This is a genomic window from Streptomyces sp. DvalAA-43 (assembly GCF_900091725.1).
Classification (GTDB): domain Bacteria; phylum Actinomycetota; class Actinomycetes; order Streptomycetales; family Streptomycetaceae; genus Streptomyces; species Streptomyces pulveraceus.
This window is the reverse complement of the sequence record NZ_FMBW01000071.1, coordinates 188,726-209,642: the sequence shown is the minus strand read 5'-3', so window position 1 is coordinate 209,642 and position 20,917 is coordinate 188,726. Positions and strand designations below refer to the sequence as shown.

General features: G+C 71.2%; 19 protein-coding genes. 12 read left to right on the top strand and 7 right to left on the bottom strand.

Annotation, left to right across the window (positions count from 1 at the left end; all coding sequences use genetic code 11):
- Window positions 1-40: 40 nt before the first annotated feature.
- Entirely contained in the window at window positions 41-1,612 is a 1,572-nt protein-coding gene (locus GA0115234_RS29160; protein WP_176729317.1) for a helix-turn-helix domain-containing protein, read from the bottom strand.
- 335 nt (window positions 1,613-1,947) lie between these two features.
- On the opposite strand from GA0115234_RS29160, the gene GA0115234_RS29155 reads away from it, so the two are divergent.
- Entirely contained in the window at window positions 1,948-2,781 is an 834-nt protein-coding gene (locus GA0115234_RS29155; protein WP_256088844.1) for an aminoglycoside phosphotransferase family protein, read from the top strand.
- Window positions 2,782-2,855: 74 nt separating this feature from the next.
- On the opposite strand, the gene GA0115234_RS29150 is transcribed toward GA0115234_RS29155, so the two are convergent.
- The 3 genes from GA0115234_RS29150 to GA0115234_RS29140 all read right to left on the bottom strand — a co-directional run bounded on the left by GA0115234_RS29150 (window position 2,856) and on the right by GA0115234_RS29140 (window position 6,059).
- Window positions 2,856-4,847, bottom strand: coding sequence for a hypothetical protein (locus GA0115234_RS29150; RefSeq protein ID WP_093547653.1), 1,992 nt, complete (start codon window positions 4,845-4,847; stop codon window positions 2,856-2,858).
- A gap of 142 nt (window positions 4,848-4,989) precedes the next feature.
- On the bottom strand, window positions 4,990-5,226 hold the full coding sequence (locus tag GA0115234_RS29145) for a DUF397 domain-containing protein (RefSeq protein WP_093547651.1): 237 nt from the start codon (window positions 5,224-5,226) through the stop codon (window positions 4,990-4,992).
- Complete coding sequence (locus GA0115234_RS29140) at window positions 5,223-6,059, bottom strand: helix-turn-helix domain-containing protein (protein ID WP_093547649.1); 837 nt, start codon at window positions 6,057-6,059, stop codon at window positions 5,223-5,225. The genes GA0115234_RS29145 and GA0115234_RS29140 overlap by 4 nt, the downstream gene beginning before the upstream one ends.
- Before the next feature lie 226 nt (window positions 6,060-6,285).
- Between GA0115234_RS29140 and GA0115234_RS29135 the strand changes: the two genes are divergently transcribed.
- On the top strand, window positions 6,286-6,621 hold the full coding sequence (locus tag GA0115234_RS29135) for a hypothetical protein (RefSeq protein WP_256088866.1): 336 nt from the start codon (window positions 6,286-6,288) through the stop codon (window positions 6,619-6,621).
- A 23-nt stretch (window positions 6,622-6,644) separates the two neighbouring features.
- On the opposite strand, the gene GA0115234_RS29130 is transcribed toward GA0115234_RS29135, so the two are convergent.
- The gene (locus tag GA0115234_RS29130) at window positions 6,645-8,525 is read right to left on the bottom strand and encodes a serine/threonine-protein kinase (RefSeq protein WP_093547645.1); all 1,881 of its coding nucleotides are present in this window, start codon (window positions 8,523-8,525) and stop codon (window positions 6,645-6,647) included.
- Between the two features lie 276 nt (window positions 8,526-8,801).
- Here GA0115234_RS29130 and GA0115234_RS29125 point away from each other — a divergent pair, with 276 nt between their 5' ends.
- From GA0115234_RS29125 to GA0115234_RS29115, 3 genes are all read left to right on the top strand, one after another.
- Window positions 8,802-10,166 carry an aspartate aminotransferase family protein gene (locus GA0115234_RS29125; RefSeq protein WP_093547643.1) on the top strand — a complete coding sequence of 455 codons (1,365 nt, stop codon included), beginning with the start codon at window positions 8,802-8,804 and terminating at the stop codon, window positions 10,164-10,166.
- A gap of 118 nt (window positions 10,167-10,284) precedes the next feature.
- The gene (locus tag GA0115234_RS29120; RefSeq protein WP_093547641.1) at window positions 10,285-11,031 is read left to right on the top strand and encodes a GntR family transcriptional regulator; all 747 of its coding nucleotides are present in this window, start codon (window positions 10,285-10,287) and stop codon (window positions 11,029-11,031) included.
- Window positions 11,032-11,162: 131 nt separating this feature from the next.
- The gene (locus tag GA0115234_RS29115) at window positions 11,163-11,813 is read left to right on the top strand and encodes a hypothetical protein (RefSeq protein ID WP_093547639.1); all 651 of its coding nucleotides are present in this window, start codon (window positions 11,163-11,165) and stop codon (window positions 11,811-11,813) included.
- A gap of 45 nt (window positions 11,814-11,858) precedes the next feature.
- Here GA0115234_RS29115 and GA0115234_RS29110 read toward each other — a convergent pair whose 3' ends face one another.
- Window positions 11,859-12,653 carry an SLATT domain-containing protein gene (locus tag GA0115234_RS29110; protein ID WP_256088843.1) on the bottom strand — a complete coding sequence of 265 codons (795 nt, stop codon included), beginning with the start codon at window positions 12,651-12,653 and terminating at the stop codon, window positions 11,859-11,861.
- A 356-nt stretch (window positions 12,654-13,009) separates the two neighbouring features.
- On the opposite strand from GA0115234_RS29110, the gene GA0115234_RS29105 reads away from it, so the two are divergent.
- From GA0115234_RS29105 to GA0115234_RS29070, 7 genes are all read left to right on the top strand, one after another.
- Entirely contained in the window at window positions 13,010-13,345 is a 336-nt protein-coding gene (locus GA0115234_RS29105) for a YbaB/EbfC family nucleoid-associated protein (RefSeq protein WP_093547637.1), read from the top strand.
- Between the two features lie 63 nt (window positions 13,346-13,408).
- Complete coding sequence (gene recR / locus GA0115234_RS29100; protein ID WP_093547635.1) at window positions 13,409-14,008, top strand: recombination mediator RecR; 600 nt, start codon at window positions 13,409-13,411, stop codon at window positions 14,006-14,008.
- Window positions 14,009-14,235: 227 nt separating this feature from the next.
- Window positions 14,236-14,895, top strand: coding sequence for a DUF5063 domain-containing protein (locus GA0115234_RS29090; protein ID WP_093547631.1), 660 nt, complete (start codon window positions 14,236-14,238; stop codon window positions 14,893-14,895).
- A gap of 215 nt (window positions 14,896-15,110) precedes the next feature.
- Window positions 15,111-16,382, top strand: a complete 1,272-nt coding sequence (locus GA0115234_RS29085; RefSeq protein WP_093547629.1) for an aspartate kinase — start codon at window positions 15,111-15,113, stop codon at window positions 16,380-16,382.
- Window positions 16,379-17,443, top strand: a complete 1,065-nt coding sequence (locus GA0115234_RS29080; RefSeq protein WP_093547627.1) for an aspartate-semialdehyde dehydrogenase — start codon at window positions 16,379-16,381, stop codon at window positions 17,441-17,443. Before GA0115234_RS29085 ends, GA0115234_RS29080 begins: the two co-directional genes overlap by 4 nt.
- 381 nt (window positions 17,444-17,824) lie before the next feature.
- Window positions 17,825-18,400 carry a SigE family RNA polymerase sigma factor gene (locus GA0115234_RS29075; RefSeq protein WP_093547625.1) on the top strand — a complete coding sequence of 192 codons (576 nt, stop codon included), beginning with the start codon at window positions 17,825-17,827 and terminating at the stop codon, window positions 18,398-18,400.
- The gene (locus GA0115234_RS29070) at window positions 18,397-19,842 is read left to right on the top strand and encodes a hypothetical protein (protein ID WP_202554254.1); all 1,446 of its coding nucleotides are present in this window, start codon (window positions 18,397-18,399) and stop codon (window positions 19,840-19,842) included. Before GA0115234_RS29075 ends, GA0115234_RS29070 begins: the two co-directional genes overlap by 4 nt.
- A 162-nt stretch (window positions 19,843-20,004) precedes the next feature.
- On the opposite strand, the gene GA0115234_RS29065 is transcribed toward GA0115234_RS29070, so the two are convergent.
- Window positions 20,005-20,904, bottom strand: a complete 900-nt coding sequence (locus tag GA0115234_RS29065; protein ID WP_093547623.1) for an SURF1 family protein — start codon at window positions 20,902-20,904, stop codon at window positions 20,005-20,007.
- Window positions 20,905-20,917: the final 13 nt, after the last annotated feature.

Below are 20,917 nucleotides of genomic sequence, written 5' to 3'. Positions count from 1 at the left end.
GGGCGTGCCCGGCTCCGGCCGGACGCGCCCCCGCTTCGGTCTACCGGGCGCCGTCCGCGCCCGCGCTGTCCGAGCCGCCCACTACCGCGCCGTATGCGCCCCCGCTGTCCGCGCCCGCGACGTCCAGGGCCCGGAAGGCCAGCCACAGGTCGTAACGGGCGCTCGGCGCCTGGAGCAGCGAGCGCTGAAGAATCGATTCGAGCCGGGCGAGGCGCTTACGGGCCCCCGGCACCGAGATGCCCAACGCGTCGGCCGTCGCGCCGAGTTGGGCCTCGCACTCCAGCCAGGTGCGGAGAGTCGCCCGTGGGTCGGCGGCGGTCCGGGAGGTGCCGGACGCGGTGAGCGGGCGCAGCTGCTGGGCCGCCCATTCCCGGACGGCCGGTCCGCGCAGGATGTCGTCCAGGCCGAAGGGCGGCCGGGCCCCCTGCTCCTCCCGGTGGGTGCTCCGGGCCCCGGCAGGGGTGGCGCGGATGCGCAGGGCCAGGTCGAGGGCGGCCTGGTCGCCGACCCGGTTCAGATCGAGGCCGAGCAGTTCGCCGATGAGCCGGAGCCGGGCGGCCAGGGTGTTCCGGTGGATCTTCAGGTGCAGGGTCGCGTGCGAGGCGAACGCGAGCCAGGAGGCGAGCGTCGCCGCGAGTTCCTGGCTGCCCGGGTCCTGGCTGCGCCGGGGCAGGTGGGTGAGCAGCGGGTGGAGCAGCTCGTCCGCCCATCGCGCACCGTCCGCCCCGGCGGCCACCGCCGGATCCGGCGCCGAGCCGAAGCGGGCGTGCCGTTCCGGCAGCCCCCGGGCCACGGCCAGCGCGTGGAACGCCTGGCGGTAGCCGGTCGCCGTGTCGGGCAGCGGTACGTTCTCGCTCACGCCCACGACGCACTCGGGCACCACCTCGGCGGCCCGGAGCCCGAGCCGCTGTTCGGTCGCGTCCGCGTCCGCCGGTACGACGAGGATCAGATGGCGCGCGTAGACCGGGCAGCGGACGATCCAGGACCGCCCCCCGGAGAGCTCCTCGCAGATCCGCGCCACCTCGTCCCGGCGGCCGCTCGGGCACTCCACGACGTACACCCGCACGGGGTCGGGCAGCGTGGGCCGCAGGGCGCCCGCCACCTGGTGGGCGATGGACAGCTGGCCCGTCATGAGCAGATGCAGCACCGCCTCCCGGCTGCGGGACTCCGCGAGGTCGACGCGGAGCCGCTTGCGTTCCACGGTCTCCGCCGCCCAGCACATGGCGAGCGGCATCGCCACGTCGGAGAGCAGCACGGCGAGCCCGTCCGGCAGCGGGCGCGGCGCGACCACGGCGAGGATCGGGGCGGCGGCGTCCGGCGGGCCGTCCAGCGGGAACAGCAGCGCGGTGTGCGGGCCCCGGTCGAAGGCGAAGGAGTGGGCTTCGAGCCGCGACAGGTCCTTCGCGTACTCGCCTGCCAGCGCCGCCGCGTCCACGCCCGCCAGTGCCGCCGCGTCCCCGCCCGTACCGTCCCCGCCCGTGCCGTCCGCGCCGCGCGTCACGCCGTGCAGCACGGTGCCGTCCCCGTCGAGCAGCCCGGCCCAGCCCGCCGCCCGGCCCGACACCCAGTGCAGGAGCTCCCGGGCCCCGCCCGACCGGGCCAGCCGGTACATCCGCAGTACGTCATCGGCCCGTTCCCGCGCGTGCACAGATCCTCCACTCCCGCCCAAAACCGGAATGAAGGGTACCGGTTTGATTGTGCGGACCGATACCCATGGTGGCCCACGCAGTGCGAATTGAAGCTTCCGGGTGCGTATCCGAGGACCTAGAGTCCGAACACGGTTGCGGCACCCTCAGGGGGAGAGGGAGGGGGCGACGGCCGCGGCTCACGGGGGTGGCCGCGGTCGTCGGCCGCAGCCGTACCTCCCGTTGTCGGCGGCGCCGCCCGTGTTGTCAGTGGCGGCCCCCGGCCGGTCCAGCCGGACACGCTCCGGGGCATCATGGCCCCGTGCAGTGGAGCACCCACGAAATCGAGATCCTCGGCGACACCGTGACGAAGCGGTACCGCGAGGGCGACGTCCGCGCGCTCCTCGACCGCGAGTGGCGGGCGCTGACCCTGCTGCACGCCCACGCGCCCGGCCTCGCCCCCGCGCCCCTCTCCGTCGACCGCGAGGCCGCCCCGCCGACCGTGGTGATGTCACGGGTGCCGGGCGTTCCGCTGCGCGGAGCCCCGGTGGACGCGGCGCGCCTGTCGGCGCTGGCCGGGACACTGGACGCGATGTACCGGGCCGTCCCCCGCGACCGGCTGCTACGGGTGCCGATGCGCCCGGACCACGAGGCCGGGCTGATCGCGGGCCTGCGCACCCGGCACGACCGCACCCCGGCGCCGGGCACCGGGGCGGTGGTGCGCGAGGCCCTGCGCGAGGGCATGGCCTGGCTGGACGGCCGCCAGGACCGGGCCACCGCGCCGGACGGGCCCGCGCCGGTCTTCGGCGCCGGTGACGGAAACCTCGCCAACTACCTCTGGGACGCGGAGACCTCACGCATCGCGGTGGTCGACTTCGAGGACTCCGGCCGCAGCGACCGCGCCTTCGAACTCGCGGAGATCACCGAGCACGTGTCGAGCTGGGTCGACGACGGTGTCGGCGGCGGTTTGGACGCCGCCGCCTTCCTCGCCCGGTTCGACCTGACCGTCCAGGAGCGCGCCCGGCTGCGGGACTGCCGCCGGCTGCTGGCGCTGACCTGGCTGTTCATCCTCGCCGCCGCGGACCCCGCACACTCCAGGAACCCGCCCGGCACGGCGGAGCGGCAGGCGCTCCGGCTGCGCGCACTGCTGGGCTGACCGGTGGCGGGCCGACCGGTGGTGGGCGGAAGGGAGATCCGGCCCACCACCGTTCAACTCATCGCCTCAGCAGGTCACTTCGTGAAGATGAAGTACTGCCAGGCGCCGTGCGTGGTGGAGTTCACCGTGTCGCCCGAGGTGCCGTTCACGTACGAGGCGCGGACGCGCATCCGGAAGCCCGTGTCATGGGTGCCCTGCAACGTCACGATGGACTTCCCGGCGGTGCCGAGCTTGAAGAACTGCGAGCCCGCGTCGTACCACTTGCCCTGGTAGTACAGCTCCAGGGACAGCTTGTGCGCGCGGTTCTTGTAGTACGTCATCGTCGTCGTGAAGACCGGGTCGGTCTTCTTGTGGAAGTACCGGTACGACGTCTTGCCGATCTTCGCCGTCTTGTACTGCTTGGCGATGGAGGTCGAGACCTTCACCTTGGCGTACGCGACCGACGTGACCTTCTTCGAGGTGTACCGGCCGTCGCCCTTGAACACCGCGGAGACGGTCGTGTCCCGGGTCATGTCGACCTTGGTCGACAGATTCCCCTTGGAGTCGACCTTGCCGGTCTTCACCAGCTTGTTCGGCTTGTCCGACCCGAACGGGTCCACCCACAGCTCGACGGTGCGGTTCTTGTACGTCTTGCCGAGGTGCGCGGTGAACGTCACGTCGGTGCCGTACGCGTACAGCGCCTTGTTGTGGTTCAGGCTCATCGAGGTGACCGTGCGGGGCACGGCGACCTTGTCGGAGCCGGAGGCCGCGGAGTGGGTCGCGTCGCCCGCGTACGACACCTTGTACGTGACCTGGCCGCCGGCGGTCGGGGTGTCGGTGAAGGAGAAGCTGCCGTCCGACTTGAGCGTCACCGAGGACAGTGCCTTGCCCTTGGGCGACTCGATGTCGGTACGCGTGACCGTGGCCTTGGCGCCCGCCGGGAACGCGCCCGTGGACTTCACCCGGCCGGTGACGGTCAGCTTCTTGTTCAGCGCCGACTTGGCCGGGGCGCTGACCGTGACGGTGGAGACCGACTTCACGGCGTCGGTGAGCACCCGCAGCGAACGGACGCCCGCGCTGTTCTCGGTGACCGCGAACAGCCTGCTGGTGTCCGGCGCCCAGGCCAGCCCCGCGTCCGCCAGGGTGTCCGCTCCGCTGCTGTTCCCGGTGTTGGGGAAGTCGTACGTACGGACCGGCTTGGTGGTGCTGCCGGGCTTGTAGACGTAGACGTCCGGGTCGTACCAGGCGGACGAACCCGCGGCGACCGTGCCGTTCGGGGCGATGTCGACCGCGTTGGGGTACGCGGTGGACGCGTACGTGGTCCCCCGCGTGAGGTCCGCCGTGTTGTACGCCTGGTGCTGGTTCGGGGCCGCACTGGCCACCACGATCTGCTTGCCGTCCGGGCTCAGCGCCAGGTCGCGCATGTTGCCGCCGTCGACGGAGGCGTGCGCGGTCCGCGTGGCCGTCCCCGAGGCGACGTCGTACACCGCCAGTTCTGCCGGGCTCTGCGTCTCGATGCCGGCGGCCAGCGTGCCCGGTGCGCCGGGCGTGGACGCCAGGGTCGGGGCGGAGAACCAGGTGCGGTCCTGGTCCTGGTCCAGGGTGACGACCGGCTCGGCGCCGGACAGGTCGAGCGATCCGATGTTGCCCTCGCCCGCCGCCCCGTACCCGAACCAGAGCTTGCCGCCCGCCAGCGCCGGGTGCTTCGGGTCGGTGCCCTCGCCGGTCGCGTACCGGGCGGACTCCTTGAGCCCGGCCGTGTCGATGGTGACGATCGCGTCGGCGCCCGGGACGGCGGCGTACAGCGTGCCGGAGTCGGCGGAGAGTTCGAGGCCGGTCACTCCCGGCAGAGAGGTGATGGTGCCGACGACCGCGCCGTTGTAATCGGTGACGAGCACCTTGCCGCCGGTCGGGTCACTGATGAAGACCCGCTTGTGCACACCGTCGGCGACGATGTCGCCGACCGACGCGGCGGGAAGAACCTTGCTGGAGTCGGCGGCGGCCGGATTCGCCGCCCCGCCGACCAGAACCACTGAGCTGAAGAGGACTGCGAGCGAGGTCGCGGCCGAGATTCTGCGCGTACGCAAAACGAGTTACCCCCACGGTAAGAGAGGGCCGCATGGCACCCGCAGATGAGAGAGGGGCGCGGCCCAGGAACGCAGGGTATGCCATGGCGTCCACAAGTCGTACACATTTGCGGGGCCGGGGCACTCCCGACCTCGCGAAACGTCAGTTCGCCCAGGTGAGGAACGTGGTCCAGGCATCGGGAGCGACCTCGAACGTGGGGCCCTCGGGCACCTTGGAGTCCCGGATGTGGACGGCGTGGGTGCAGACCGCGACCTCGATGCACTCGCCGCCACTGGAGCTGCTGTACGAGGACTTGTGCCAGTTGAAGGCCACCTCGATGCAGTTGCCGCCGCTATCACTGCTGTAGCTGGACTTGAACCACCGCAGGGTGCTGGTCATTCCTTTACTCCTGCCAACCGCTTGATGAGGTCCAGCGATTCACGAGGACCCATGGCCTGTGACCGGATCTTCGCATAGCGCTGGGCGTACGTGCTCACCTTCCCAGGGTCGCTGATCAGCAGACTCTCATCCTGCGGCTCCAGGTAGATGAGTCGGTCGTGCTGAGGGGTTTCCACCAGCGTCATGCCGCCTCGGTCACCTGCGTACTCTCCGAACTTACCGCAGTCCAGAGGCAACACCAGGAGCGTTACGTTGCGGAGGCGAGCAAGGTCCGCGAGGTGTCGCATCTGCTCCCTCATGATCGAGGCGTTGCCGATGACCCTGGTGAGCACGGACTCTTCGAGGATCAGCTCGATCATGGGCAGCGGATCCCGGTCGAAGAGCGCTTTGCGGAGCACGCGTGCCTCCACGAGCTGGTCCACCCGCTGGTCCGACAGCGGCGGGTAGCCGCCACCGATCAGCGCCCTGGCATAGTCCTCCGTCTGGAACAGACCGTGCACGACGTGAGTCGCGTACAGGTGGAGGCTGATCGCGGCCTGCTCAAGCGGAGCATGCGGTTTGAACTGCGGCGGATACGCCTCCATCCGCATGTACAACCGCGCTTGCTCGAACATGCCCAGGCCGTCCCCGAGTGCCCGCTCCAGCGCCACCAGCATGTCGTCGCTCGCGGGCTGTGCGCAGGTCTCCATGGCGCTTACCGCCGCCGCCGAGAAGCCGATCTCGTTTCCGAGCTGCTCCTGAGTCATCCTTTTCCGAAGCCGTGCCCTTTTGGCCACATCGGCCACCAACTTGGCCGTCGGGCTCGCCGTTTCCTTGTTCTCCGCTCGCGCCATTGCGATCCCTTTTCGACTCAACCGGTCTCAACCGGTCACTACCCAGCACTGCCGGACTCAACTGAGTTTTAAGGGAGTTCGCGCAGGTCAACGGCTATGCGACGTCCCTCATCAGTTGAGTGGAACGCTAGCCAACAGAGGCCAGACTGGTCCTGTGAATGCACCGAAAAGCGAAAAGAACCTCCAGTGGATTCCGTACTCCGGATTTCAACTGCGCAGAACGGGCGTGCAATTCGACGCCGTACGTGTGGACGGGGACGAAGGGCGTCGGCTGGCCGGTCTGATGGAGGCGATCACGGGCGGCGAGCCCGGCCCCGTCGTCGCCGAGGCGAACGGGCGGCGGGCGGTGTACTTCCTCGTCCCGGCGGGGAGCGCGGAGGGCAAACCCTGGCCGGTCGGGGCGACTCGGCTCGACGCGGCGGCGGGCCGGATCAGTTACGTGCCGATCCCGGCCCTGTGCGGCCGGACGTGGCCGCTGGCGTGGTACTTCCCGCCTACGAAGCCGGGCCGGTTCGTCCACACGCTGTTGCTGCTCCACGCCGCGACTGCCCTGCTGCGCTGAACGGCGGCGGGGAGCGCGTCCGCTCAGTCGTCCTTCGTGTACGTGAGCCGCTCGCCGTTGTCGTTGTTCTCGCGGCTCAGGGTGCCGTCCGCGAGCAGGGTGAGCGTGGTGGCCTTGCCCGCCGTGCAGGAGGTCATGGGTTCGCCCGTGGTGACCGTGGAGGGGCCGACCTCGACGGGGCCGCCCGGGGAGGGCTCCGAGGTCAGGGTCGCCTGGAAGACGCAGTGGTAGGAGCCGCCGGTGTCGAGCGGGCCGTCCGCGGTGAGGGTGAGGACGTTCTCGCCGACCGCGCCCTGCTGGATGACGAGCTTGCGGGTGGAGTGGCCGGCCGCGTTGTCGATGGAGCCCGACCAGGTGCCGAGGTAGCCGGACGGGATGCTGCCGTCGCCGTTCTTCCGGTCGCCGCTGGAGGAGGGGTCCGGCGACGACGGGTCGTCGTCCGAGGAGCCCGAGGAGCCGCCCGAGGCGGACGCGGAGCCGGTGGGGGACGGGTCGGGGTGCGTCGGCTTGCCGTTCATGAGCGCGTAGACGGACCCGCCCGCGCCGATGGCCACCAGCGCGGCGACGGTGATGAGCGCGATGGTCGGGCCCTTCCGGCGGCGGGCGGGCGCGGGCTCGGACTGCGCGGCGGTGGGGTACCCGGGGCCGAACGGGGGTGTGGGGCCGAACCCGGGCTGCTGGTACGGCTGTTGCTGCTGCGGTGGATAGCCGTACCCGGAGGCGGGGGTATGGGGCGGGCCGAAGCCCTGGCCGGGGTGCGGCTGGGTGGACAGCGGCGGGTAGCCGTAGCCGGGGGCCGGGGGAGAGGGCGCGGGGGCGGCCGTCGTGGGCGGCGTGTGCGTGAGGTGGTCCGCGGGGAGCGCGGGAGGCACGGGCGCCGGGGGTCTCACGTCCGGCGCGGGAGAGGGGGCGGGGGCCGGTGCGGGAGAGGGGGCGGGGGCCGGTGCGGGAGCGGGGGGCACCTCCTCCTCCGGGTCCTCCGAGTCCAGCAACCCCACCGCGTGGCGGCCGAGTTGGGCTATCAGTGCGGCGGGGAGCCAGGGCTCGGCCGAGTCGGGGACGCCCAGGCGCGCCAGGATCGCGTCGGTCGTCGGGCGGGCGGCCGGGTCCTTGTGCAGGCAGTCCCGGACCAGTTCGACGAGGGCGTCGGGGACGCCGGTCAGGTCCGGGTCCTCCTTCGCTATCCGGAACATCTGCGCGGCAGCGCCGCTGTCCGACGCCCCGAACGGAAGCCGCCCGGTCGCGGCGTACGCCAGCACCGAGCCCAGACAGAACACGTCGCACGCCGGGGTCACCCGCTCGCCGCGCACCTGCTCGGGCGCCATGAAGCCGGGCGATCCGACCAGGGCCCCGGTGCGGGTGACGCTGCCGTCGGCGACGGTGTCGAGCGCTCGGGCGATGCCGAAGTCGATGACGCGCGGCCCGTCTATCGTCAGCAGGATGTTGGAGGGCTTGAGGTCGCGGTGGATGATCCCGGCGGCATGGATGGCCCGCAGGGCGTGGGCGAGACCGGTGCCCAGGATGTGGACCGAACGCTCGGGCAGCGGGCCGTAGGCGCCGGAGACCGTCCCCTCGGGGGTGCGGGAGCGGCCGGTGACGGTGGCGTGCAGGGAGGGCCCGGCGACGTATCCGGTGGCGACCCAGGGCACGGCGGCCTCGGTGTCCGCGTCCAGCACGGGGGCGGTCCAGGCGGAGCCGACCTGGCGGGCGGCCCGCACCTCGTGGCGGAACCGGTCGCGGAACTCCTGCTGTTCGGCGAGCTCGCCGCGCACCAGCTTGATCGCGACGGTGCGGCCGCGGTCGGACCGGGCCAGATAGACCTGGCCCATGCCGCCGGCGCCGAGACGGCCCAGCAGCCGGTAGGCGCCGATGACGCGCGGGTCCTGTGGCGACAGGCTCTGCATGGCGCTGAACGTCCTTCCCCCGGGTGGGCACTGAGCGGTGCCTCGCGTGGCTCGCTCGATCATAAGGACCCACGCAGCGCGCACCCGGGCCGGTTGCGGCTTCGGCCGGGAACACGGAGAAGGCCCGTGCGGGAAGAGGCCGCGCACCGGGCGGCCGTTCCGGAACGGTCCGCATCGGCTCGGGCGCCGACGACACGACACCCTGCCCAGCAGAGCGCCCCACGCCATACAAGGTGGTCATGTCGGGCCGCTCCCGGAGCCGCCTACGCTCGCCGCATGACCCCTCATGCCCCTCATGTCGACCCCGCCGCCGGTGCGGCCGTGAAGGCCGCCGACCGCGCGCACGTGTTCCACTCCTGGTCCGCCCAGGGTCTGATCGACCCGCTCGCCGTCGCCGGCGCCGAGGGTGCGTACTTCTGGGACTACGACGGCAACCGCTACCTGGACTTCACCAGCGGCCTCGTCTACACCAACATCGGCTACCAGCACCCCACCGTCGTCGCCGCGATCCAGGAGCAGGCGGGCAAGCTCGCCACCTTCGCCCCCGCGTTCGCGATCGAGGCGCGCTCCGAGGCCGCACGCCTCATCGCCGGGCGCACCCCCGGCGACCTGGACAAGATCTTCTTCACCAACGGCGGTGCCGAGGCCGTCGAGAACGCCGTACGGATGGCCCGGCTGCACACCGGCCGCACGAAGGTGCTCTCCGCCTACCGCTCGTACCACGGCGCCACCTCCACCGCGATCAACCTGACCGGTGACCCGCGCCGCTGGCCGTCCGACAACGGCTCGGCGGGCGTCGTCCGCTTCTGGGCGCCGTTCCTCTACCGCTCGCCGTTCCACGCCGAGACCGAGGCCGAGGAGTGCGCCCGCGCGCTCCAGCACCTGGAGGACACCCTCGCCTTCGAGGGCCCCGGCACCATCGCCGCGATCATCCTGGAGACGATCCCCGGCACCGCGGGCATCATGACGCCGCCGCCCGGCTACCTCGCGGGCGTCCGCGAGATCTGCGACCGGTACGGCATCGTCTTCGTCCTCGACGAGGTCATGGCCGGCTTCGGCCGCACCGGCACGTGGTTCGCCGCCGACCACTTCGACGTGGTGCCGGACCTGATGACCTTCGCCAAGGGCGTCAACTCCGGTTACGTACCGCTCGGCGGCGTCGCGATCTCCGCCGAGATCGCCGCGACCTTCGAGACCCGCGCCTACCCGGGCGGACTGACCTACTCCGGTCACCCGCTGGCCTGCGCGGCGGCCGTCGCCACCATCCACGTGATGGAGGACGAGAAGGTCATCGAGAACGCCGCGCACATCGGCGAGACGGTCCTCGGCCCCGGTCTGCGCGAGCTCGCCGAGAACCACCCGTCGGTCGGCGAGGTCCGCGGCCTCGGCGCGTTCTGGGCGCTGGACCTGGTCCGCAACAAGGAGACCCGCGAGCCGCTGGTCCCGTACAACGCGACGGGCGAGGCCAACGCGCCGATGGCGGCCTTCGGCGCCGCGGCCAAGAAGAACGGCCTGTGGCCCTTCATCAACATGAACCGCACGCACGCCGTGCCGGCCTGCAACATCACCGAGGCCGAGGCCAAGGAGGGCCTCGCGGCCCTCGACGCGGCGCTGTCGGTCGCGGACGAACACACAGTGTGACCCGCTGCCGGGCGGCCCGACCGGGCGGCCCGGTGGCACGACGCCCCTCCCCTGCCCGGATCCGGGCACAGCGGCCCTGGCTTAAGGTGACCGGAGCCGAAAAATGGGGAGGGGCGCCATGTGCGCGAGCGGAGCTGTGACCCGCAGTACGCTGCGGCAGCAGATCGCGGACGCGCTGCGTGACGAAGTGCTCGCCGGACGTCTGCAGCCGGGGCGGGAGTTCACGGTCAAGCAGATCGCCGAGCAGTACGGGGTCTCGGCGACCCCGGTCCGCGAGGCACTCTTCGATCTCTCCGCGCAGGGACTGCTGGAATCGGACCAGCACCGGGGCTTCCGGGTACGGGAGTTCACCGTCGCCGACTACCGGTCCCTGGTCGAGGCCCGCAGCCTGGTCATCGACGGGGTCATCCGCGGCATCTTCTTCGGCGCCGGGCTCTCGCCCGCGCAACGGGCGGTGTACCGGGACTGCCTGGTCGCCGTGCGCCGCCGGGCCCAGGAGGCCGCGCGGGCGGCACGCGGCGGCGACCTCGACATCCTCATCGGCTACGACCTGCGGTTCTGGCGCGAGCTGGGCACGCTCGTGGGCAACGCGTACATCAACGGCTTCCTGCACCGACTGCGCATCCAGGCCTGGGTGTTCGCGGTGCCCTACCTGCGCCACGACCCGGCCGCCCGGGACTGGCTCTGGCACGGCCACGAGGATCTCGTCGCGGCGATCACGCTCGGCGACCACGACGCGGTGCGCGCGGTGATGGACGACTACAACACCCACGCGCTGAACTGGGCGGACCGGCTCGCCGCCGGTGAGCTCGCACATCCGGGGCGCGGCGGGCGGACCCCCGGCCCCGGTGCGCCGGAGGCGTAGCCCCGCCCCGCCGCTTCGCTCCCACTGGCCACTGGCCACTGGCCACTGTGCGCAACGCGCACACCGCATTACGCTGTCTGTCCCGACCATCCTGAACACTTCGTTGCGTACCCGTGGGAGAGCGAGACTTCGTGGCCTGTGACCTGTGGCTGGTTCCCCTCGTCGACGTGCTGTGCCACAGCCCCGACAACCCGTTCGCCGAAGAGATAGCCGTCTACGACAAGGCGTTGGGCGAGGCCGGACTGCCGCCCGTTCCCGTGTACGCGTACATGCCGGGGCTGACGGGCGACGTCGCGCCGGTCGCGGGCTTCGACTACGACGCCCTGCACTTCCTGCGCCGCGCCTTCCTGCTCCAGCTCAGCGGATTCGCCGTCACGCCGGTCGGCGAACTGGGCGGTGACTACGAGCAGTTGCTGGAGATGTTCGAGGCGACGGCCCGTCAGTCCCACCTGGTCTGGCACTACGACCACGCCGGGGCGTACGTCCCGCTGGACTTCGCCGCCCCGCTCTGTGCCGACGACCTGCTGGAGGGCGGCGGCCCGCTCGGCTCCTCGCACGGACTGCTGCGGGAGCTCCAGTACGTCGCCCCGTCCATAGGCATCGACCCGGCGAACCCGCCGCTCGCCCCGCTGCCGCCCGCCGCGCCGACCTCCCTGGAGGAGCCGGCGGCCCCGATGCCGTACGACGACAGCCCGTTCGCCCGTGAGCGGCACGTCTGGCTGGGCCTGCACGCGGCGGCGACCCGGAGCCTCGCCCAAGGCTCCATGATCATCTTCAGCTAGCGGCCGTCGCCGCGGCCGGGGCCGGTGACCTCGGGCGTACCGGGGTCACCGCGGGGACTCCGGGGGGCGCTGGCGCGGCATGTTCGGCCGGGCCATCGTCTGCAGCGGGAACCGCCCCGGCAGCACCCCCTGGTCCTGACGCCCGCTGTTCCCGCCGCCCGAGGACAGCGCCTGCATCCCCATCGGCGCGGGCCCGGCCCGGAACTCCACCATCCAGTCCGCGGTCTCGGTGCGCACCAGCTCCGTGATGTCCTCCGAGAACCGCCGCAGCACGCCCAGGCACCGCTCGGCCGCCTCGCTGGCCGTGCCCTCGGTCGGGCCGAGCACCTCCCGTACGGACTCCGACGCCCAGTCGAACTGGAGCACCTGGAGGCGCCGCTGCACGGCCTGGGCGGTGGCGAGATTCCTTATCCAGCCGGAGGTGAGGCCGAAGTACCGGTCGAACGCCATGCTCGCGGCGCCCAGCAGCAGCGAGAGATAGCCCCAGCCCGCCGCCCCGTGCACCACCCCGGTCAGATCGAGCAACGGCAGCGCGGCGCCCGCCAGCGCCCCGACCGCCGTCCCGACCCGCAGCGCCCTGGCCGCGCGGCGCTTCCACACCCGGTCGCCCAGGTACCAGTCGGCGGTGCGCAGCGCGTCGGCCTCGACCCAGCGGTACAGCTCGTCGAGGCGGTCGGCGGGTTCGCCCCAGTCGCCCAGCGGGAACGGCGCACCGGTCAGATCCCGGCCCCGGGCGCCCCGGCCGCGTGCGCCGGAGCCCGAACCGGAGGAACCGGCCGAGCCGGCCGAACCGGGCTCGTTGCGGGGCGGCCCCTCGGGCTGCATCTCCGGCTGGCTCACCGGGTACTCCTCTGCATTCTGCGTAGCGACGCGTGAAGCGGCGATGTGTGCGAGACGGCGGGGTGCTCACTGCTCTCCGGCGTGGCCGACAGTCCCGCGTGGGTAACCTTGCGTGACGACCGGTGTGCCTGGGTGTCCTGATGCGCATGCCCTTCCTACCGCCGAATGGTGGGCCGTGGAGGAGAAAACGCGGTATTCCCGGGTGCGCGGAGGCTGTGATCAGGTATAGGAGCGTGGCAAGCCCCGCTTGAAACTCACCCGAAAGAGTTGCGCGCCAGTGAGTGGGGCGCGCTGCCCGGTGACCACGTAGGCTCGGCGTACCAAAACATTTTGTCGTCGAATTGCCAGGAGCGACCGTGATTCCCGGTGGTGGTCAGCCCAATATGCAGCAGTTGCTGCAGCAGGCCCAGAAGATGCAGCAGGACCTCGCCACGGCCCAGGAGGAACTGGCCAGGACCGAGGTCGAGGGGCAGGCGGGTGGCGGTCTCGTGAAGGCGACCGTGACCGGCTCCGGAGAGCTCCGCAACCTGGTGATCGACCCGAAGGCGGTCGACCCCGAGGACACCGAGACGCTCGCCGACCTCGTCGTCGCCGCGGTCCAGGCGGCCCACGAGAACGCGCAGCAGCTCCAGCAGCAGAAGCTGGGCCCGCTGGCCCAGGGCCTGGGCGGCATGCCCGGCCTCCCCTTCTGACCCTCCGGCCCACCCGGAACGGATCAGGCACCCGGAACAGCTCAGGAAAGGAAGGCGTTCCCGTTGTACGAAGGCGTGGTTCAGGACCTCATCGACGAGTTGGGCAGACTGCCCGGCGTCGGTCCCAAGAGCGCGCAGCGGATCGCCTTCCACATCCTGCAGGCCGAGCCGACCGATGTGCGCCGGCTCGCCCACGCGCTCCTGGAGGTCAAGGACAAGGTCCGGTTCTGTTCGGTCTGCGGCAACGTCGCCCAGCAGGAGCAGTGCAACATCTGCCGGGACGCGCGCCGGGACACGTCGGTGATCTGCGTGGTCGAGGAGCCGAAGGACGTCGTCGCGATCGAGCGGACCCGTGAGTTCCGGGGCCGGTACCACGTACTCGGCGGCGCGATCAGCCCGATCGAGGGCGTCGGTCCCGACGACCTGCGCATCCGTGAACTGCTGGCCCGCCTCGCGGACGGCTCGATCACGGAGCTGATCCTGGCGACCGACCCCAACCTGGAGGGCGAGGCCACCGCGACGTACCTCGCGCGGATGGTGAAGCCGATGGGCCTGCGGGTCACCCGGCTGGCCAGCGGGCTGCCGGTGGGCGGCGACCTGGAGTACGCGGACGAGGTCACCCTGGGCCGCGCCTTCGAGGGGAGGCGCCTGCTCGATGTCTGACACCCGCACGGCTCCCGGCGTCCTCCCGGCGACGGTCTCCACGATCATTCCCGCCACGGTCTTCACGACCGCTTCCGGGACGGCCCTCGCGACCGCCTCCAGGTCCGTTCCCGCCACGGTCTTCACGACCGCTTCCCCGGCCGTTCCCGCGACTCACGGCGGCTTTACGTTCAGCGACGCTATGTTCTACTCACCGTTCGCGACCGTGCCCACGGGAGGTCCCCTCGATGTCTGACGCCACGCTGAACTCCGTCACGCAGGACCCGGACGACTTCGCCGTCCAGATCGCCGACCAGATCAAGACGTTCATCGTCGCGGTCACCGAGGTGTCCAAGGTCGAGGAGCCCGAGGAAGCGGTCCCCGTCCTGCTGCTCCAGATCTCCCAGCTCCTGCTGGCGGGCGGCCGGCTCGGCGCGTACGAGGACATCCTCCCCGACGAGCGCTACGAGCCGGATCTCGGCGCGGAGCCGGACGCGGACGGCCTGCGCGAGCGGTTCGCCGCCCTGCTGGAGCCGATCGACGTCTACTCCGAGGTCTTCGACCCGTACGAGCCCCGCAAGGCCCCGGTCCCGGCCCGGATCTCGGACGACCTGGCCGACCTGGTCACCGACCTGCGCCACGGCCTGGCCCACTACGAGGCGGACCGCACCACCGAGGCCCTGTGGTGGTGGCAGTTCTCCTACTTCTCCAACTGGGGCTCCACCGCCTCCGCCACCCTGCGCGCCCTCCAGTCCCTGATCGCCCACATCCGCCTCAACCAGCCCCTCCAGGAGCTGGACGGCCTGGACACCGACTCGGAGACCATCGACGACGACCTCGCCGAGGAGGCCGGCCGCGTGATGGCCGAGGAGATCGCGGGTCCGCTGGGGCTGCGGCCGGTCCAGTAGCGGATCCGGCGACCGGGCGACCGGCCGTGTGGGCTGGGCCACATACGGGAGTGCGGGCCTGATCGGCGGGCAGCAGACCTGTACGAGCGGCCCGGGGCGACACGCCGATGATCACGTGCTGAGCGGGACATCTCACCATGTGGTATCAGCGAGGCGTTTCCGGGCTGCTCGTTAAACTGAGTCGACCGCAGTAATGGACTGAGCGAGGAGCGCACGTGGGCCTTGTCGTGCAGAAGTACGGAGGCTCCTCCGTAGCCGATGCCGAAGGCATCAAGCGCGTCGCCAAGCGAATCGTCGATGCCAAGAAGAACGGCAACCAGGTGGTTGTCGTGGTGTCAGCGATGGGCGACACGACGGACGAGTTGATCGATCTCGCCGAGCAGGTATCCCCGATCCCTGCCGGGCGTGAGTTCGACATGCTGCTGACCGCCGGAGAGCGGATCTCCATGGCCCTGCTGGCGATGGCGATCAAAAACCTGGGCCACGAGGCCCAGTCGTTCACCGGGAGCCAGGCGGGCGTCATCACCGACTCGGTCCACAACAAAGCGCGCATCATCGATGTGACGCCGGGCCGTATCCGTACCGCGCTGGACGAGGGGAACATCGCGATCGTCGCGGGGTTCCAGGGTGTGTCCCAGGACAAGAAGGACATCACCACCCTCGGTCGCGGCGGGTCCGACACCACCGCCGTCGCCCTCGCGGCCGCGCTGGACGCCGAGGTCTGTGAGATCTACACCGATGTGGACGGTGTCTTCACCGCCGACCCGCGGGTCGTGAAGAAGGCCCGGAAGATCGACTGGATCTCCTTCGAGGACATGCTGGAGCTGGCCGCGTCCGGCTCCAAGGTGCTGCTGCACCGGTGCGTGGAGTACGCACGCCGCTACAACATCCCGATCCATGTCCGCTCGTCCTTCTCCGGACTGCGCGGAACCTGGGTCAGCAACGAGCCGCAAGGGGACCAGCAGGTGGAGCACGCGATCATCTCCGGAGTCGCCCATGACGTCTCCGAGGCCAAGATCACCGTCGTCGGCGTGCCCGACAAGCCGGGCGAGGCCGCCGCGATCTTCCGCACCATCGCCAACGCGGAGATCAACATCGACATGGTGGTGCAGAACGTCTCCGCCGCGTCGACCGGGCTGACCGACATCTCGTTCACGCTGCCCAAGGCCGAGGGCCGCAAGGCCATCGACGCCCTGGAGCGCAACCGCGGCACCATCGGCTTCGACTCGCTGCGCTACGACGACCAGATCGCCAAGATCTCCCTGGTCGGCGCCGGTATGAAGACCAACCCCGGGGTCACGGCGGGCTTCTTCGAGGCGCTGTCGGACGCCGGTGTGAACATCGAGCTGATCTCGACGTCCGAGATCCGTATCTCGGTGGTCACCCGCGCCGACGACGTCATCGAGGCCGTGCGCGCCGTGCACACCGCCTTCGGCCTCGACAGCGACTCCGACGAGGCCGTCGTCTACGGGGGCACCGGCCGATGACCGCGCGCCGCCCTTCGCTCGCGGTCGTCGGAGCGACCGGGGCGATCGGCGGCGTCATGCTCCAGATCCTTTCGCAGCACGCGGATGTCTGGGGCGAGGTGAAGCTGATCGCCTCGCCGCGTTCGGCCGGCCGCAAGCTGGTCGTGCGCGGCGAGGAGACCGAGGTCCTCGAACTCACCGAGGACGTCTTCGACGACGTGGACGTGGCGCTGTTCCTGGTGCCCGACGACGTCTCCGCGCGGTGGGCGCCGATCGCCGCCGCCAAGGGCACGGTCGTCATCGACGACTCCGCCGCGTTCCGGCTGGACGCGGACGTCCCGCTGGTCGTGCCCGAGATCAATCCGCACGCCGCACGGATCCGGCCACGCGGCATCGTCGCCAGCCCGAACTGCACGACGCTCGCGCTGATCGTCGCGGTCGGCGCGCTGCACGCCGAGTTCGGTGTGCGGGAACTGGTCGTCTCCTCGTACCAGGCGGTGAGCGGGGTGGGCCGGGACGGTGTCGCGGCACTGCGCGAACAGCTGTCGCTGGTCGCCGGTACGGAGCTGGGCACGAAGCCCGGGGACGTACGCCGGGCCCTGGGGGACACGGAAGGCAGCCCCTTCGCCGCCCCGGTGGCCCTCAATGTGGTGCCCTGGGCCGGGACGGACGCCGGGGACGGCTGGTCGTCGGAGGAGCTGGCGATCCGCGAGGAGTGCCGCAAGATCCTGGACCTGCCGAGCCTGCGGGTCGCGGCCACCTGTGTGTACGTTCCCGTCATCGCGACGCACTCGATGTCCGTGCACGCCCGGTTCGAGAACGAGATCGAGGTCGACCGGGCCCACGAGATCCTGGCGACGGCACCGGGCGTGGTGCTGTACGACAGCCCGGCGGCGGGCGACTTCCCGACACCGTCCGACGTCGTCGGCACCGATCCGACCTGGGTCGGACGAGTGCGCAGGTCACTGGATGATTCCCGGGGCCTGGAGCTGTTCGTCTGCGGCGACAACCTCCGCAAGGGCGCGGCGCTGAACGTGGCCCAGATCGCCGAATCGGTGGCCGCGGAGTTCCCCCGCTCCTGATCGAAGCCGACCCGGTCCTGATCGAACCTGTTTTGTACGCATTCTGTGAATGCCCTGTGAGTAAGTTGAAATCCTCAACCTCTTGAGCTGGGGTGTTGCCATATCCGACGATGGCTTTCGGCCTGCTGCAACCACTGGCCGGGGAGTGCGCGTCTTTGCGGTCACCTCTGGCGCGGCGGGGCGCACATTCGGGGCATTCGGGGAAGAGCAGGTACGTATGAGGGCATGTCGCACAGCGCCGAACGCGGTGGCGCGCGCGTACAACCCTGACGGGGGGAAACGTGTCCAACTGGCGTGGCAGAGGTTCTCGATATCACAGTGGTGGGCCCCTTGCGCGGCGCTTCGGTGCGTCCGCTCCGACGGCCCCGCGCACCCGGCGGTATGCCGGTGATTGCGCCCATGCCCGCTGCTCGCTCCACCCGGCTGCCCTCGCAGCGCGAGGGTGCTGAGGAGGGCGTGGCTGCCGGAACCACGGTCGACCATCTCACCGAGACCTACCGCGCCCACTACCGGTCGCTGCTCGGCCTCGCCGCCCTGCTCCTGGACGACACGGCCTCCTGCGAGGACGTGGTGCAGGAGGCGTTCATCCGCGTGCACTCGGCGCGCAACCGGGTACGGGACCCGGAGAAGACACTGGCGTATCTGCGTCAGACCGTCGTCAACCTCTCGCGCTCCGCGCTGCGCCGCCGCATCCTCGGCCTGAAGCTGCTCTCCAAGCCGATGCCGGACATGGCGAGCGCGGAGGAGGGCGCGTACGACCAGCTGGAGCGGGACGCGCTGATCAAGGCGATGCGGGGGCTCCAGCGGCGCCAGCGGGAGGTGCTGGTGTTGCGCTACTTCGCGGACATGACGGAGGTCCAGGTGGCCGAGACGCTGGGGATATCCCTGGGCTCGGTCAAGGCCTACGGCTCCCGCGGGATCGCGGCACTGCGCATCGTGATGGAGGCGCAGGGATGAGCCGCGGCGACCGCGAGTACGAGAACGAATCCGAGAACGTCTCCGAGAACGCTCCTAAGAACGAGCCCGAGAACGAGCCCGAACGTGAACAGCTGCGTGAGCGGCGGATTGACCGGACTGGAAACGGGATTGTGAACCACGGGCCGGATGCGCCGGACGGGCCGGATGTGCCGGACGGGCCGGATGTGCCGGATGTGCCGGATGAGCCGGGTGAATCGGCTGGGGCTGATGGGACGGCTGGGGCCGGGGGGTCTGGTGGGTCCGCTGGGGCTGGTGACTCTGCTGGGACTGAGGCGACCACCGCGGCCGCCGCTGAGACCGCCGAGCTCGCCACCCTGAGCAACCTCTTCGGTTCGGGCCGGGGCCCGGCCCCGGCCAACGGCCCGGGTGCCGATGGCGGCGTCGCGGGCGACGGTGCGGGCATCGACGAGGCCGCCCTGCGCCGCATGCTGCACGGCGTCGTCGAGAACATCGAGCCCAGCGACGGCACGCTCGACCATCTGCAACGCGCGGTTCCCGTCCGCCGCGCCAAGCGGCGCCAGGCCGTCGTCGGCCTGGCGGCCGCGGCGCTGCTCATCGGCACCGCGGTCCCCGCCTTCGTCCATGTCGCGAACTCCGACGGTTCGGGCAACGCCAACCCCGCGATAGCCGGACACGGCGAGCAGGCGCAGGGCGGCAACGGCACCGACACCGGCTCGCAGTCCGGCGGCAAGAGCAGCAGCGGCAGCACCGAGGGGCAGGCCGACGGCGGCCCGGACCAGCCCACGAGCACGAGCAGCCCCGCCGACAGCCGCGGCCAGGGCGAGGACGGGCACCTGTCCGGCGGAGGCGCCGATCCGAGCAGCTCCGCGATGGTCGCCATGCCCGCCTGCGACCCGGGACAGCTCGGCGTCGCCTCGGCCGAGACCGGTGCGGCCGGTTCCGACGGCACGGTCTACGGCACCTTCCGGATCGCCAATGTCTCCGGCACGGAGTGTTCGGTGAGCAGCAGCGGCAGCGTGGGCTTCCAGGCGATCGGCGCGGCCGACCCGGCCAGGATCGCGGTCGTCCACCACACCGCGGGCGACGCGGCGTCCGGACTGCCCGATCCGTCGCATGAGCAGGGGACGGTGCTGCTGAAGCCGTCGATGGCGTACGAGGTGAAGTTCGCCTGGGTGCCCAAGGACACCTGCCCGACCGTCGGAGGCTCGCCGAGCCCGACACCGTCCGAGGACGCGGGCGGCGCGAGCGGCGCCGCGGCCGCCGCCGGCGGCACGGGAGGTGGTGACGGGACGTCGGAGACCGTCGCGCAGTCCGGCAGCGAGGACGGCGGCGGGACGCAGGACGGCAGCGTCTCCGTGATGCACACGCCGGAGCCCGGGGCACCGATCGCGGAGACGAAGATCGACAACGCCTGCTCGGGCACGATCTACCGGACCGGGGTGCTGGCCCCCACGACGTGAGGCCGCGCAACGCACGACAGAGGCACGGCAGACGCACATCATGAGGGCAGACGCGCACCATGAGGGGCCCGCCGGTCGCGCTCGGGCCGTGGCTCGGCGGGGCGCTCGCCGACCACGCCGACGATCGTCGATCCGGCGGGCCCCTCATGGTGCGTACGTGTCTCAGACGGTTCCGGTACCCACGGCGTCCTTGTCGGCCCCGGATCCGGGCGCTGCCCCCGCCTCGGCTTCCGCTCCCTCTTCCGCCTCGGCTTCCGCTTCGGTTTCCGCTTCCTCGACGAGGCCCAGTTGCAGGTCGCGTGCGGCTTCGGCCTCGCGGCGGACCAGCCGGAACCACATGAAGAGCACGAACCCCGCGAAGACGAACCACTCGCCGGTGTAGCCGAGGTTCTGGAAGGCCTTCAGGTCGAGCCCGGTGCCCTGCGCCACAGCGGCCGGTACGGGACGCAGCGCGCCGGCGGCCTTGTCCCCGGCACCCCCGCCGGTCGCGCCGCCGGTGTCCTGGAGGGTCACCCATGCGTCGTACACGTCGTACGGGACGAGGTTGACCAGGGACGCGGCGCTGATCATGCCCAACTGGCCGTCGGGAAGCCCGCCCTCCGTGTCGACACCCGTCGTGCCGGTGTTCTCGGACGCCTGGAGATCACCGGTCACCGTGACCGTGCCGGTCGGTGCGGCGGGCACGGCGGTGTGGCCGGGCTTGCCGGGCAGCCAGCCGCGTACCACCGGCAGAGCTTTGCCAGTGTCCGTACGGAGCATGTTCAGTACGTAGAAGCCGCTCCTGTCGTCCAACTTCCGTCCGGGCACCAGGAACTGGTCGGCGTACCGGCCGGTGGCGATGGCGGGACGGCCGGAGGTCACCGTGTCGACGGGCAGGAGCTCCTCGATCGGCTTGGCGGGTCTCGTGCCCGGGGCGGGCTGCTTCTCGGCGGCGTCGTGCGTCTGCACGCGGTCCTCGAAGCGGCCGAGCTGCCAGGTGCCCATGAACACGCAGAACGGGATGGCCAGCACGACGAAGAGGTTGATTCCCCACCATCGCGGGGTCAGCAGGAACCGGTACACCCCTCCACGGTAC

Excerpts from the sequence above, each read along its gene's own strand:
- GA0115234_RS29160 (WP_176729317.1), bottom strand. The coding sequence starts at position 1,612 with ATGTACCGGCTGGCCCGGTCGGGCGGGGCCCGGGAGCTCCTGCACTGG.
- GA0115234_RS29145 (WP_093547651.1), bottom strand. The coding sequence starts at position 5,226 with ATGACCAGCACCCTGCGGTGGTTCAAGTCCAGCTACAGCAGTGATAGC.
- GA0115234_RS29140 (WP_093547649.1), bottom strand. The coding sequence starts at position 6,059 with ATGGCGCGAGCGGAGAACAAGGAAACGGCGAGCCCGACGGCCAAGTTG.
- GA0115234_RS29130 (WP_093547645.1), bottom strand. The coding sequence starts at position 8,525 with ATGCAGAGCCTGTCGCCACAGGACCCGCGCGTCATCGGCGCCTACCGG.
- GA0115234_RS29125 (WP_093547643.1), top strand. The coding sequence starts at position 8,802 with ATGACCCCTCATGCCCCTCATGTCGACCCCGCCGCCGGTGCGGCCGTG.
- GA0115234_RS29120 (WP_093547641.1), top strand. The coding sequence starts at position 10,285 with ATGTGCGCGAGCGGAGCTGTGACCCGCAGTACGCTGCGGCAGCAGATC.
- GA0115234_RS29090 (WP_093547631.1), top strand. The coding sequence starts at position 14,236 with ATGTCTGACGCCACGCTGAACTCCGTCACGCAGGACCCGGACGACTTC.
- GA0115234_RS29080 (WP_093547627.1), top strand. The coding sequence starts at position 16,379 with ATGACCGCGCGCCGCCCTTCGCTCGCGGTCGTCGGAGCGACCGGGGCG.
- GA0115234_RS29075 (WP_093547625.1), top strand. The coding sequence starts at position 17,825 with ATGCCGGTGATTGCGCCCATGCCCGCTGCTCGCTCCACCCGGCTGCCC.
- GA0115234_RS29070 (WP_202554254.1), top strand. The coding sequence starts at position 18,397 with ATGAGCCGCGGCGACCGCGAGTACGAGAACGAATCCGAGAACGTCTCC.